We start from the raw sequence: 13,774 nt of genomic DNA, 5'->3' as shown, positions 1-13,774 counted from the left end.
CCCCCCCCCGTTGCGCGCGCCTCCCCCTACCGGCACCCGTAGCACACGCATCACGTACGCAGGAGAACGCCCATGCACGAGCTCTTTGACCCAGATCAGGTATTCCGCATCGTCGACATTGCCGCCGTTGTTGCTAACGGCCTGCTCGGCGGTGCTGTGGCGCGCGCCTTCCGATTCGACATCGTGGGCTTCCTGCTGCTCGCGGTCGCCTGCGGCATGGGCGGTGGTATGATCCGTGACATCCTGCTGAACTCTGGTCTGCCCGTGGCGCTCACCGACGGCGGCTACTGGGTGGGTGCTATCGGCTCCTCGATTCTGGCGTACAGTATCGATTTGAGTGCCCGCTGGGCGACCCGAACCATGCTCATCATTGACTTCATCGGTATGGGCGCGTGGGCGGCAACCGGCACCATTAAGTCCCTGAACCTGGGTCTGCACTGGCTGCCCGCTATCGCACTGGGTGTGACTACCGCGGTCGGTGGCGGCGTTATCCGTGACATTATGGTCAACCGTATTCCGGCGATCTTTGGTGGTAACTCTCTGTACGCTACTGTGGCGTTTGTGGGTGCCGCTGAGACCGCCCTTGTGACGGGCCTATTCCATCGTCCGAACCTGGCGATGGGCCTGTCCATTCTGCTGTGTTTGGTGCTGGGTGTGCTCGCCCATATGAAGAATTGGCAGCTGCCGACCACCCCGGCGGAGCTGCGTGTGCCTCGCCCGCGTCTCTTCGCTTTTGGTAAGCAGGAGGACCGCACCGTCGCTAATGAGGGCTGGTCGCCCGGTGAGCCGCTCACTGAGCAGCTTGAGGTTATTAACGCTGAGCAGCTGGAGGAGTACCGCCGCTCTAAGGGGCTTTCGGAATAAAAGCCAATATATGCTGAATATAGAATATGGGCTGGTTTCCGCTGGTCAGATGCTTATCTGACGGCAGAAAACAGCCCATATTTACTATATGCAGTACGGCTAAATCGTGTACTCGGTGCTGTCGTACACGGTCAGGAACTTGCGGATGCGCTCATCATCCGAGGCGAAGAAGCCGTTCGGCTCACCGTTATAGCGCAGGGTACCGTTCTCCAGGAACACGATACGGTCCGCAACCTTCTTCGCAAACGCCATATTGTGCGTCACGATGACCAGGGAGCGGCCCTCCTTCGCCAGCTGCATGAGCACGCGGATGACCTCCGCCTCCAGCTCGGGGTCCAGGGCGCTCGTCGGCTCGTCGAAGAGCAGGTAGGAAGGTTCCAACGCCAGGGCGCGAGCAATCGCCACACGCTGCTGCTGACCGCCCGAGAGGGCATCCGGGTAGGAATCCACCTTATCGGCAAGACCCACCTTCGCCAGCAGCTCGCGGGCACGCTCCTGCGCCTGCTGAGCACTCAGGGTGCCGTTCAGGGTCGGGGCGAGCGCCACGTTCTTCAGCGCCGTGTAGTTCGGGAACAGGTTGAACTGCTGGAACACCATCGCCGAACGGGAGCGAATATCACGCACCTGCGCATCGGTGAGCTTCTGGCTGTAATCTACCTGCGCGTCGTCAATGGTGAGCGTGCCGGACTGCGGGGTTTCCAGCAGGTTCAGGCAGCGCAGCAGAGTCGACTTACCGCTACCGGAGGGGCCCAGAATCACCGTGGTCTCACCGTCGGGGATGTCCAGGCTGATGTTCTTGAGCACCTGCGTCTCACCGAAGCTCTTCGACAGGGAATCAACGCTAAGCATTGTTGCTCCTCACGTAACGGTTGCTGTACTTCTCCAGCGCCGACTGCGCGGCGGTCAGCAGAGTGAAAATCACCAGGTAAATGATGGCGACTTCGGAGTACATTGCCAGCGGCTCGAAGGTACGCGACGCGATCTGCTTGCCGGTCTGGAACAGGTCAACCATCGAAATGACCGACACCAGCGAAGTGCCCTTAATCAGGTCGATGAAGTTGTTGCCCAGGTTCGGCAGCGCGATGCGCACCGCCTGCGGGATGACCACGTGGCGCAGGGTCTGCATGCGGGTGAAGTTCAGGGTTGCCGCCGCCTCAAACTGGCCGCGCGGAATAGCCGCCACCGCGGAACGGAAGGTTTCCGCCACGTACGCACCGGTGTGCAGGCTCATCGTGATAATCGCGGCGCTCCACACGTCCAGGGCGATACCGACCTTCGGCAGGCCGTAGAAGACGATGAACAGCTGAACCAGCAGCGGGGTGCCACGGAAAACCCAAATGTACACCCACGCCAGCCAGTTCACCGGGGCGAAGCGGCTCGTGCGCGCGCCGGCGGAGATGATGCCCACCAGCAGTGCCACCGCGAAAGAAATCAGCGACAGCGGAATAGTCACTGCCAGGGTCGAGCCCAGCAGCTGAGGCAGGGACTCAGCCCAAAGATTCAGGTAGCGTTCCATGCGCGGAACTCAGCTCCTTATGAGAGTGTTAGTTCTTCGGGGAGAGGTCTTCGCCCACGTACTTCTCGTAAATCGCCTTGATGTCACCGTTCTGCAGGTGCTTCTTCAGCGACTCGTCGATAGCGTTACGCAGGGCGTCCTGGCCCTTAGCCATCAGGATGGAGGAGTTGCTTCCGGTGCCCAGGTCACCGGAGAGCAGGCGCAGGTTAGCGTTCGGGTGCTCCTTGAGGTACTCAGCGAAGGACACGGAGTCGTTCGCGGTCATCTCTGCACGGCCCGAGAGGACCTGTTCGATAGCCTCATCGAAACCGGAAACAACCACAATCGAGGCGCCCTTCGCCTCCACCATCTTGCGGAAGTTCGAGGTCTCAGACTGCGCCGAGGAGTGACCGGAAATCTCGCTTACGTTCTGCAGGGAAGAATCCTTCTTCACGGCAATCTTCGGCTCGGAGTACAGGTAGGGTACGGAGAAGTCGTACTTCTGCTTACGCTCATCGGTTGCAGAAACGTTGTTGATGACGATGTCGTAGCGGTCAGCGTCCACGCCAGCAATCAGCGAATCCCAGGGGGTCTCGATGAACTCGGCGGTCACGCCCAGGTCCTTAGCGATCAGGTCGGCGATTTCCTTCTCGAAGCCGACCAGGGTGCCGTTCGAGTCGTGGAAGGAGAAGGGGCGGTAGGTGCCCTCCAGGCCCACACGAATCTTGCCGGCAGACTTGATAGCCTCCAGCTTGTTGGTGCTGGATGCGGTGCTGCTGCCGTTGGAGCCGCACGCTGCGAGCAGTGCAGCCAGGCCGGTGAATGCGGAGCCTGCGAGGACGGTACGGCGGTTAATCATTGCGGACATATTGTTCTTCTTTCGTGTGGTGGTTGATGCTCTTGTAGTTGCGGGTTGTCACCCTGAGGTAACCCGGGGGCATCATGCGGTGTGCCCCTCTCTGCGGGTGCAACGCTGGCTATCCTACAGTTATTCCAGACCCGAGAGAATTCAACGTAATATTCCGTCACAATCTGTGAGAGAGGAAAACCCGGCGGTCGGTACGCGTGTGTGCTGTGTACCGGCCGCCGGGCTCCACACTAGGATACCGGCTTAGCACCCCAGAACATAGGGGTCAGGTTTACCTTAAAGCTGAACTGCTCTCGACAAGGGGCGATGCTACGCCCTCAATCTCGCCCACAACGCGCCGAATGCTCCACCGGGCACAGATTAGGGGCGCCCCGGGAATCACCCCGGGTACGCCCCCTCTCTTAGTCCAATGAGAACGCCAGCGTCATAATGCGAGGTGCCTGCGGGACTGTCGCTGTTTTCAGAAGATTTTCTGCGAACCTACGCCAATGTAGTAGCTCTCATTCTGCTTCACTAAAGCTTTTATCGCTTTCCAGGCCTCCCTCTGACGACAGGTGTTTCCCTGCAAAAGAGCAACATTGGCGAAGCTGACCAACATACCTTTCGGGTCCGCTTCGCGGAGGTCCTTAGCAAAAATTTTAGGCTTTGCAGAGGTATCAGTCGTTGGCATCATCCAGAGGCGAGAACCATGAGCTACACGGTTTCTCAGAGTGGTCAGAGACTTAAGACGGCCCTCAAAGTGCTTATGGTTCACCCCCATATACCCTGCGGTCTTTTTGTAGAGCAGCAACTTTTCAGAACCTCCAGACTCAGTGGAGGTTTCTGAAGCATAACTTTGGACCACTGCGTGGGAGAGAAGTCCCAAAGAAAACGAATCAACAATAGACCACAGGGGAAGCTCTTTTTGCATCATCTCTCGAAGCGCCTCAACATCTTCCCAGTCTTCCAAGCTTTCAGAGGGATTTTTAGAGGAACTTTTAGCGCAAGATTTCCACCACTCCTCAATACGCTCACGAACATACGGTTCACGGTATCGCAGGATATGCCGCATCATATCTTTGATAAGCGCATCTACTGGCCTGTCCTGATTTATGCAGATATATACATCCGGGTTGAGGTACTCATGGGGACTACGATAAGTACAGAATGCTTCCACCCATGCAGCTCGAATCGCCTGTTCGCTCTGCCTCATGTATCCGTACAGGAGGGAAGAGACCTCCACATCCATACGCACAATATCTAAAATATCTGAGATGTCTGGCTTCTCAGGCAGAAATCCCTCGCTCTTGTATTTGTTGTAATTACGAAAGTATCCCAGAAGGTAGTGGAAATTAGAGCATGCAAGCATGTCTCGGTCATCATCGCTCAGGGTCGTTCCCTGAGGAAAATACCTCTTAGCAACAAGGTATTCCTTCTGGTCCTCTATTGAAGGCAGAAATACGCACGATTCCTTGGGCAAAACCACTGCTCTCCTTACTCGGTTCGCCGTAGAACCGAACATAAAAAAGGACCCCCTCGAGATGCGCTTGAATCAGAGGCGGAGGGGGGACTGTTACTACAACAATAACATTGGAGCTACGCACTCTCAAGGAATCTGGGCGTTTTCCCTGGTCATCTTATGGTTGCTTATATCACTGCGTCAGCATCAAAGAAGGAGGGGCGCACCCGGGAATCACCCCGGGTACGCCCCTTCCGTTCAAACGCTAACGAGCGCCTGATTTTTTGTAATTACAAGCCGCAGCGGTTTATACAGCGCAGGCTGCTTACTTCGACAGCACCTGACGCTTCGAAGAAATCACGCCCGTGTTGAAACCAGCCAGGTGCAGGCCACCGTGGAAACGCGCATGCTCAATCTTCACGCACTTATCCATCACCACGTTCAGGCCGGCAGCCTCACCAATCGCGGCAGCCTCCTCATTCCAGGAGCCCAGCTGCATCCACACGGTCTTCGCGCCCAGGTCCACAGCCTCCTGAACCACGCCCGGCAGGTCCTCATTACGGCGGAAAATCTCCACCAGATCCGGAACCTCCGGCAGGTCCTGCAGGGACGGGTACACCGGCTGACCCAGCACAAGCTTGCCCTTCGCCGCTAGAATCGGGTTCACAAAATACAGCTTGTACGGCGACGCCGACTGCAGGTACGTTGCCACAAAGTACGAGGCACGCGAAATCTTATCGCTCATACCCACAATCGCGATCGTGCGGGTATTACGCAGAATGTTCAGACGCTCAGGGGCGGAAGGACCCACCCAGGTACGCTTCTCAGTCATTACTTCTCCTCCTGAGTGGTAGTAGGCAGGGAGCAGGATGCGCCAGCAGCAGCCTCAGCGGCGGCAGCGTCCTCGGCGGCCTTAGCGGCGGCAACCGCCTCCTCAGCCTCCACGAGCTTGTCCGCGCTGGACTCGCCCACACGCTCACCGGCGTGGTTCAGGCCGGTCGCGTAGGTCAGCGCCTGGTCCAGGTCCCAGATGATGTCTTCCACATCTTCCAGACCCACCGAAATGCGGATCAGATCCTCGCCCACGCCGGCAGCCTCAAGCTGCTCACGCGACAGCTGCTGGTGCGTGGTCGAACCCGGGTGCAGAACCAGGGTGCGGGAGTCACCAATGTTCGCCAGGTGGCTTGCCAGCTGCAGCGCACCGATGAACTCGCCGCCGACCAGGCGGCCCGAGGCCTTCTCAGTGCCCTTCACACCGAAGGAGAACACGGAACCGACACCCAGCGGCAGAAGCTTCTTCGCACGCTCGTGGTGCGGGTGGTCTTCCAAGCCGGCGTAGTTCACGTAGGCGATACGCTGATCCTCAACCAGCCAGTTCACAACCTGCTTAGCGTTCGCCAGGTGCGCGTCCATGCGCTGCGGCAGGGTCTCAACACCCTGCAGCAGGTTGAACGCGGCCTGCGGGCTCAGCGACGGACCGAAGTCACGCAGCTGCTCAGAACGCAGCTTGGTGAGGAAGCCGTACTCACCGAAGTTACCCCACCAGGACACGCCATTGTAGGAGGGAACCGGCTCGGTCATGGACGGGAAGTTGCCGTTACCCCAGTTGAAGCGACCGGACTCAACGACGATACCGCCGAGGGTGGTACCGTGACCGCCCAGGAACTTGGTGACCGAGTGGATGACGATGTCCGCACCGTGCTCGAGGGGGCGAATCAGGTAGGGGGTGGACAGGGTTGCGTCCACGACCAGGGGGATACCCGCCTCATGGGCGACCTCTGCGAGGCCTTCCAGGTTGGCAACCTCGCCGGAGGGGTTCGCCACGATCTCGGTGTAGATCGCCTTGGTGTTCTCGGTCAGTGCCGCCTTGTAGTCGGCGGGGTCGGTGCCGGGAACGAAGGTGGTCTCAATGCCGAAACGGCGCAGGGACACATCCAGCTGGGTGACGGTGCCGCCGTACAGCTGCGAAGAAGCAACAATGTGGTCACCCTGCTGGCACAGAGCCGCGAAGGTGATGAACTCGGCAGCCATGCCGGAGGCGGTCGCTACCGCACCGATACCGCCTTCGAGGGAGGCGATACGCTCCTCCAGCGCGGCGACGGTCGGGTTGGATAGGCGCGAGTAGATGTTGCCGTACTTCTGCAGGGAGAAGAGGTTAGCTGCGTCGTCGGCATCTTTGAAGACGAAGGAGGTGGTCTGGTAGATAGGGACCGCGCGGGCACCGTGCTCAGCGTCGGGGGTGCCGCCCGCGTGTAGTGCGCGGGTGCGGAAGCCGAAAGTGTGTTCAGCCATTGGTTTGCTCCTGGTGTATCTGCCCGCCTGTGTGCGGGGAGTCGATAGTGGCTCGACTTTATACTGTGCCACCAGCGGCGGGGTGCACCAAGTGCGGGTACCTATATGTCGTTTATTGCGGATTATGACGGGCGGTTTTTGGTGAGCGGGGACTGCCGTACGGGTCTTAGCGGGGCGTCATATCAGCTGTCATAACAGAAGTTGTTATGACGGCTGTTATGATGCGCGGTCAATGAGACCGACAGGAATGCCCGTTTTTAGCCTGCAATTTCGGGGTTTTTAAGATTCTAAGAATGATGAAGACAGCGAATCATATCAACATCATCGCAGGATCATAACAACATCATCGCAGAAATTGTTATGATGCTGTTATGACGTTGCTATGACGTTCACCAAGAAGTAGCCATCGGGAGCATGCATGGAAACAAACACCGCCGAACTCATCAAAAACCTACGCCGTAGCCAGGCTGAAAACGGGCGAGTAGAAGTCAAAGCTGCAGCTGGCGGGTTCCCCAAGTCCGTTCTTGAAACCGTTAGTGCCTTCGCCAATGGAGACGGTGGCACCATTCTTCTTGGCCTCACCGACCCGGCAGAAGGTCTACAGCCAGTTGAAGGTTTCAACGCACAGGCAGTCCACGACGCATCCGTTGAGGCAATCCGTTCCAATATCACACCTCGACCCCCGGTAGATATTCAGATTGAGGCGGCAGACGAGCAGCACCGTATCGTGCGCATCGATGTGCTCCCCGGCGACCCGACACAGAAGCCCTACTACATCGAAGCACACGGCATGTATAACGGCTCCTACCAGCGCGTCGGCGAGGCCGATATTCGCCTCACCAAGTACGAGATTGACCGCCTCCTAGAGAACCGCAGTCAGCCCCGCTACGACGAGGAGCTGGTCAGCGAGGCAAGCTTCAAGGACCTCTCCCCCACCCTTGTGAGTGCCTATGTCGCTCGCCTCCGCGAGGAGCAGCCGCGCGTTTTTGCGGCGCTTTCTGACCGTGAGGTTCTTCTGCAGGCACGCATTCTACGCATCGATTCTGAGGGCCGAGAAGTGCCCACTCTTGGGGCGCTTCTCGCCATGGGATCCTACCCGCAGGCGTTCTTCCCGCAGCTGATGATGAGCGTTGTTGTTCTTCCCGGTGAAGAGCTTGGTGAGGTCACTGAGGACGGTCGACGTTTTCTGGACAATCACAGCTGTACCGGGCCTATCCCCTCCATGTTGGATGAAGCTATGGGCGTTTTGGTTCGTAATATGCGCAAAACGTCCACGATGGAGGGTCTCAACAGTAGCGGCATCGGGCGGGTTGAGCGCTACGAGTATCCGCTGGAGGCTATCCGCGAGCTCTTGGTCAACGCCCTCATGCACCGCGACTACTCGCCGGGTGCGCGCGGCTCACAGGTACAGGTTGAGCTCTACACCAACCGCCTGGTGGTGCGCAGCCCGGGTGGTATCTACGGTGCTGTGACTATCCGAGATTTCGGTCAGCCCGGTGTTTCTTCAACCCGCAACAGCTACTTGGCAAGCATTCTGACTGATCTGCCCGACCCGGGTACGGGGCGTTTGATTGCAGAGAATAGGGCTTCCGGTATTCCCACGGTTCTGCGCGCGCTGAAGGAGGCGGGTCTACCCGCTCCCCAGTTTGCTGACCGTCTACTCTATGTGCAGGTCACTCTGATGCAGCCCCCGCAGGATGTGTCTTATACGGAACAGAAAACCGCGCCTGAGGATAAGACTCAGCACGCAACCCATTCCACGGGCAAACATTCAGCCGACGCCGTCGAACCGGCGGGCGCCGACGCGTCGCTTGACGGCCTCAGCGAACGCCAGGCTGGTATTGTGCGCGGCCTGCGTGCACAGGGCGAGGCTGTTTCCACGGCGTATATCCAAGAGCATTGGGGTCGGGGCGCTTCACGTACCTCCATTACGAATGATCTGCGCCATCTTGTGGAGGCGAAGCTGATTGTTCCTACGGCTCCACCGCGTAGTAAGAACCGTAAGTATCGCGCTTCTTAGACGTGCCCGATAAAAGGTACACAAAAAGGGGAGGGAAATAGAGCAGTTATTCTCTATTTCCCTCCCCATTCGACTATTCAGCCAAAACCACGTTTAGCCGCAAGCCCACTCAAAGACGACCTGCGAGAAATCGCGGGCGGCAAGCGCCTCCGGAGTAATCAGCCAGTTCGCCGCACCGGCATCACCCCACATCACGTACACGCCCTCCTCGGCGTCCTCACCCCACTCCGATTCGATGGTCAGCAGGTTCACCGTGTGGCCGCGCAGCTCCTCAAACTCGTCGCGCGGGTCATTCTGCACGAACGAGGGGTAGCCGCCGATATGCGAGTAATCCCTCTCCTCCGATTCGAAGGGCTCCAGCAGGTTATAGGAGGCGTCATCGCGTGCGTTCGGTTCCTCGGGCAGCTTCTGGTCCGGGTACATCTCGTCCCAGGCGTCAGCGAACCGGTCGTAGATTTCGTAGCCGCCATCCAGGAAGCCCTGCTCCCAGGTCTCGAAGGCGAGCGCGTACTCGACAACCTCCTCGGCGGTGCCCTTACCGTCACGTCCGAAGGGCCAACCGTAGTCATCCCAGTTCACGGTCGGGTACGGCGCATCCGGGTTCGGCTCGCCCAGCGTCTCGTAGTAGATAACGCGGTGGTTCTTCTGCGAGAGCGGGTTCTCGTAGTCGTAACCCCACATGCACTCTTCGTCGTTCGGGTCGATCCAGAACTGCAGCATGCCGGTCGCCGGGTAGATGTCGTTTTCGGGCAGGTCGGCGCAGTTAATCTGCGCAATCATGCCCAGCGGCTCACCCTTCTCATTAGTCGGTGCAGACTCGCCCGCGGGCAGGTACGGGCGGCCGCCAAACTTGGATGCGGTCTGCGGCAGCGGCGCGTCCGGGCTGCTGACCTTCAGGCGAATCGCCTGCTTACGCGCGCCACGCTCGTTGAGCGCGTCGATGACGCGGCGTGCCTGCGCCAGGGTCTCTTCGGAGGGGTTATTCATCGGCATGATGTGCTCGTTTCGTCGGTGAATTAATCGGTGTGAAAGGTTCGGTGTGAAGGCGCGAGGCAACGGTACCGCGGCGCCTTCTACCCCCATTAGACCCTATTTCGGGCAGGCGCGCACCGGTTTCGGTCACGAGTGCATCCGGCAGGCAGAAACGCTGGTGCAGAGCGTGCAGAAAGCCCCGCCTCCTCACCCTCACGCGCAGGACGTGAAAGATACAGATGCGGGGCTTCCAGCGAAAACGAATCTCTACACGAGACGAGAAAGGCTTAGAGCGCCTTCTCGATGGTCTCCAGAACACCGAGCGCAGCAGCCGGGCCAGCGTTCAGGAAGAACATGTCGGGATCCACGCTGTGTGCGTGCTTCTCGGTGACAGCCTTGAGGGTGCTCCACAGGGCTTCCTTGGTCAGCTTGGACTCGTCGCCACCCTGCACGCCGTAGAACAGGTAGTCTGCGTCAGCCTGGTCGAGCTGCTCGGCGCTCAGGTCCACGGAGGTCTTCTCAACCTGCGCAGCCGCGGGGCGTGCCAGGGATGCATCCACGCAGATGGAGCCCACGAACGAGGACTTCGCGAAGATGCGGGTGCGGTCAGCGGAAGTGTACAGGAAGGAGAAGGTCTTCTCGCTGCCAGCCTTCTGACCGACCGACTTCGCCTTGGTGTTGTACTCCTCCATGAGCTTCTCAGCCTTCTCGGTGGTGCCCAGCGCGGCGGCAATCAGCAGGAAGTCCTGCTTCCAGTTGATGCCGGTGCCCTCGGTGACCACGGTCGGCGCGATCTTGGCGAGGGACTCGTACAGCTCGTCCTTCTTGTTGGTGTTGTTGATGAGGATTAGGTCGGGCTTGAGGTTTGCGATGGCCTCAACGTCCGGGTCGGTGCGCTTGCCGACCTTGGCAATCTTGTCGAGCTCTGCGGACTTATTGGAGAACTTGGTCTTCAGGTAGGTGGGGACCAGGTCGGCGTCGCCTGCGGTTGCCGCGCCGACCGGCACGACGCCCAGGGAGAGCACACCGTCGAGCTGACCGGTGGAGAGAATCACGACCTTGGAGGGTGCGGATTTGATGGTGGTTTCACCGCGGAAGTGCTTGACGGTGCGGGGGAATTCGCCGTCAACGGTGGTGGTGCCCATGCCGGAGGGCAGGGCGGAGGGTGCCACCTTCTTACCGGTCGCAGAAGCAGACGCGGAGGAGGAAGAGCCGGAAGTGTTGGAGGAGCCGCAAGCCGCCAGGGCGAGGGCACTGAAGGAACCGAGTGCGAGTGCGCCGAAGGAGCGGCGGGTGATCTTGTTCGTCATATTTGCCATATTATTAGGATAACCTCATATATGCATATGCGATACTTAATACTTATCTATTGATACGTTAAGCATCCTCCGTCCGCACGGGAGCACACCGCTCCCCCACCACCTCCAAAGCCTATGACACCACAGACCTCCCCCTCTTCCGGACCCACCGTCAGCACTGCCTCCCTGGCGAAAATTCGTGCCCTCTCCGCTTCTTCGGACGCCGTATCTGGCGCCTCCTCTGGCGGTCAGGGTGGCAAGTCTATCTCGCGTCTGGCGGTTGCGCTCATTATTGGCGGCGTTCTGCTAGTGCTGCTTTGCGCCCTGTCGTTTACGGTGGGTTCGCGCCTGTTCACCCTGGACCGCTCGATTGACGGTTTCCTCCACCCGGAGGCGAACACCATCGAGTCGAAGCTGATTTGGGCGAAGCGTGCCCCGCGTACCGCCGCGGCGTTGCTGGTGGGTGCCGCGTTGGCGGTGTCGGGTGTGCTCATGCAGGCGTTGAGCCGTAACCCGCTGGCTGAGCCGGGTCTGCTGGGTGTGAACTCGGGTGCCGCCGCCTCCGTGGTGGTCGGTGTGGGCGTTTTTGGGGTGTCGTCCCCGTTCGTTCAGCTGTGGCTGGCTCTACTGGGTTCGGGTCTGGCGGCGGCGCTGGTGTTCGTCATGGGCCTGGTGGATTCTAAGCCGAACCTGGATTCGACGGCGCGTCTGGTGCTGACGGGTGTGGCGGTGAACGCCTGCCTGGGCACGATTACCGGCATTATCACAATGTTTAATTCGAAGGCTTTTGATTCGCACCGTTTCTGGGTGGTGGGTTCGCTGGAGAACCGCACCTTTGAGCAGGTGCTGTCTGCGCTGCCCTTTGTGGCATTGGGTTTGGTGCTCTCTTTCATGCTGATCGGTCCTCTGCGTGCCCTGGCACTCGGCGAGGATGCGGCAGCTGGCCTGGGTGTACCGGTGACAATGGTGCGTGGCGCGACGATTATTGCGATCATGGCGCTGTGTGGTGCGGCGACTGCGATTGCGGGCCCGATTGGTTTTGTGGGCCTGGTCGTGCCGCATGTGGTGCGTCTGCTGGTGGGTTCCGACATTGCGCGCGTGCTGCCGCTGTCGCTGGTGTACGGCCCGGTGTTGGTACTTGCCTCCGATATTCTGGGTCGCGTTCTGGTGATGCCGAGTGAGCTTGAGGTGGGTATTGTGACCGCCTTTATTGGTGCCCCAGTGCTGATGGTTCTGGTGCTGCGGTTGAGTACGGGTGCGCGCGGTGCGAAGAAGGGCCGCATGGGTGAGAAGGCGCAGGCGCACGACGAGGCGGGCCCGGCTCATGTGTCGGAGCACGGTCCGCATCGTGCTCACCGCCCTGTTGTGGGTGGTTCGTCTGGTTCGACTGGTTCGTCTAGCTCATCTGGCGTATCTGGTTTGTAGGCCCCGGTTTCTGAGAGGTTTTATTGTGAGCGTTGTGTCTCGTTCTGTAGCCGGGTCTGCTGTTGCCGGGTCTGTGCGTATCCCTGGGCGTTACCGCACCCCTATTCCGCGTACCCTGCTGGTGGTGGCGGTGCTTGTGGTGGCGGCGGTCGCCTCCCTGGTGTTTGGTAGTTATCAGATGAGCCCTGATCAGGTGTTTCGCCTGATTTTTCAGGGTGAGGGCACGGAGATTGAGCGTCAGCTGGTGTTGAATCAGCGTCTGCCGCGTATGCTTGCCGCAGTGGTGGTGGGTGCGGCTTTGGGCTTGTCGGGCGCTATTTTTCAGTCAGTTTCGCGTAATGCTCTGGGTTCGCCGGATATTATCGGTTTCACGGTGGGTTCGGCGACCGGTGCCCTGTCTGTGGTGCTGATTGGGTCGTTGAGTTCTACCGGCGTGGGTATGGGCTTGGGCGCTATTATTGGCGGTTTTGCGACGGCGGCTGTGGTGATGCTTCTGGCGGGTGCGCGCGGTGGTGCGACGATGGGTCAGAAGATGGTGCTGATCGGTATTGCGGTGAGTGCGATGCTCAGTTCCGTGAATGATTACCTGATTACGCGCGGTGATTTGGAGAAGGCGGAGGCGGCGAAGACCTGGCAGCACGGTTCGCTGAATGCCCTATCGTGGAATCAGATGTCGGTTCAGGCGGTACTGCTTCTGGTGGCGATTCCGCTGGTGCTGATACTGACGCATCGCCTGCGCGTCTTAGAGCTCGGCGATGACTTGGCGGCGGGTTTGGGTCTGCCGGTGAAGAGGACCGTGAACCTGCTGGTGGCGGCTGCCGTGCTTCTGGTGGCTGTGGCGATTTCTGTTGCGGGTCCGATTGGTTTCTTGGCGCTGGTTGCCCCGCAGATTGCGCGCCGCCTGTGGAACACTCCGGGTATGGCGATGTGGCATTCGGCGCTGTTGGGTTCGGTGATTTTGGTGCTGGCTGATTTTGTGTCGGCTCGTGCGTTGGCGCCGTTCCAGATTCCGGTGGGTCTGGTGACGGGTGCGTTGGGTGGCGTGTATATGCTGTGGTTGCTGTACCGTCAGCGCTAGTTGCGCCGTCTATTCCGTATGAGT

The 13,774-nt window shown here is 59.4% G+C and carries 12 protein-coding genes; 4 read left to right on the top strand and 8 right to left on the bottom strand.

Annotation, left to right across the window (positions count from 1 at the left end; all coding sequences use genetic code 11):
• The first annotated feature begins 72 nt into the window (after nucleotides 1-72).
• Nucleotides 73-864 (top strand): trimeric intracellular cation channel family protein, encoded by a 792-nt coding sequence (locus HMPREF2527_RS01150; RefSeq protein WP_070505788.1) that lies wholly within the window; start codon nucleotides 73-75, stop codon nucleotides 862-864.
• 99 nt (nucleotides 865-963) lie between these two features.
• Here the strand turns inward: HMPREF2527_RS01150 and HMPREF2527_RS01145 are convergent, their stop codons facing one another.
• The 6 genes from HMPREF2527_RS01145 to HMPREF2527_RS01120 form a co-directional block, all read right to left on the bottom strand.
• Nucleotides 964-1,713 (bottom strand): amino acid ABC transporter ATP-binding protein, encoded by a 750-nt coding sequence (locus HMPREF2527_RS01145; protein ID WP_070505786.1) that lies wholly within the window; start codon nucleotides 1,711-1,713, stop codon nucleotides 964-966.
• Nucleotides 1,706-2,380 (bottom strand): amino acid ABC transporter permease, encoded by a 675-nt coding sequence (locus HMPREF2527_RS01140; RefSeq protein WP_070505784.1) that lies wholly within the window; start codon nucleotides 2,378-2,380, stop codon nucleotides 1,706-1,708. Before HMPREF2527_RS01140 ends, HMPREF2527_RS01145 begins: the two co-directional genes overlap by 8 nt.
• A gap of 28 nt (nucleotides 2,381-2,408) precedes the next feature.
• Entirely contained in the window at nucleotides 2,409-3,227 is an 819-nt protein-coding gene (locus tag HMPREF2527_RS01135) for a transporter substrate-binding domain-containing protein (protein ID WP_049357881.1), read from the bottom strand.
• A gap of 460 nt (nucleotides 3,228-3,687) precedes the next feature.
• Nucleotides 3,688-4,692, bottom strand: coding sequence for an Abi family protein (locus HMPREF2527_RS01130; protein WP_049361881.1), 1,005 nt, complete (start codon nucleotides 4,690-4,692; stop codon nucleotides 3,688-3,690).
• Between the two features lie 298 nt (nucleotides 4,693-4,990).
• Nucleotides 4,991-5,497 (bottom strand): CoA-binding protein, encoded by a 507-nt coding sequence (locus HMPREF2527_RS01125; RefSeq protein ID WP_012904274.1) that lies wholly within the window; start codon nucleotides 5,495-5,497, stop codon nucleotides 4,991-4,993.
• On the bottom strand, nucleotides 5,497-6,957 hold the full coding sequence (locus HMPREF2527_RS01120) for an O-acetylhomoserine aminocarboxypropyltransferase/cysteine synthase family protein (RefSeq protein ID WP_070505782.1): 1,461 nt from the start codon (nucleotides 6,955-6,957) through the stop codon (nucleotides 5,497-5,499). Before HMPREF2527_RS01120 ends, HMPREF2527_RS01125 begins: the two co-directional genes overlap by 1 nt.
• Before the next feature lie 418 nt (nucleotides 6,958-7,375).
• On the opposite strand from HMPREF2527_RS01120, the gene HMPREF2527_RS01115 reads away from it, so the two are divergent.
• A complete protein-coding gene (locus HMPREF2527_RS01115; protein WP_070505780.1) occupies nucleotides 7,376-8,977 on the top strand; it encodes an ATP-binding protein in 1,602 nt (533 codons plus the stop codon).
• 93 nt (nucleotides 8,978-9,070) lie between these two features.
• Here the strand turns inward: HMPREF2527_RS01115 and HMPREF2527_RS01110 are convergent, their stop codons facing one another.
• Together HMPREF2527_RS01110 and HMPREF2527_RS01105 are read right to left on the bottom strand one after the other, a co-directional pair.
• A complete protein-coding gene (locus tag HMPREF2527_RS01110; protein WP_070505778.1) occupies nucleotides 9,071-9,970 on the bottom strand; it encodes a YwqG family protein in 900 nt (299 codons plus the stop codon).
• A 266-nt stretch (nucleotides 9,971-10,236) separates the two neighbouring features.
• Nucleotides 10,237-11,259, bottom strand: a complete 1,023-nt coding sequence (locus HMPREF2527_RS01105; protein ID WP_070505940.1) for an ABC transporter substrate-binding protein — start codon at nucleotides 11,257-11,259, stop codon at nucleotides 10,237-10,239.
• A gap of 123 nt (nucleotides 11,260-11,382) precedes the next feature.
• On the opposite strand from HMPREF2527_RS01105, the gene HMPREF2527_RS01100 reads away from it, so the two are divergent.
• Both HMPREF2527_RS01100 and HMPREF2527_RS01095 read left to right on the top strand, forming a co-directional pair.
• Nucleotides 11,383-12,672: a FecCD family ABC transporter permease gene (locus HMPREF2527_RS01100; protein WP_070505776.1), complete on the top strand. Its 1,290-nt coding sequence runs from the start codon at nucleotides 11,383-11,385 to the stop codon at nucleotides 12,670-12,672.
• A gap of 25 nt (nucleotides 12,673-12,697) precedes the next feature.
• The gene (locus HMPREF2527_RS01095; protein ID WP_070505774.1) at nucleotides 12,698-13,750 is read left to right on the top strand and encodes a FecCD family ABC transporter permease; all 1,053 of its coding nucleotides are present in this window, start codon (nucleotides 12,698-12,700) and stop codon (nucleotides 13,748-13,750) included.
• The last annotated feature ends 24 nt before the right edge of the window (nucleotides 13,751-13,774 follow it).

It is taken from the genome of Rothia sp. HMSC071B01 (assembly GCF_001808945.1).
Classification (GTDB): Bacteria; Actinomycetota; Actinomycetes; order Actinomycetales; family Micrococcaceae; genus Rothia.
Note: the sequence above shows the minus strand (reverse complement) of the source record. Positions and strands in the feature narration are given on the sequence as shown.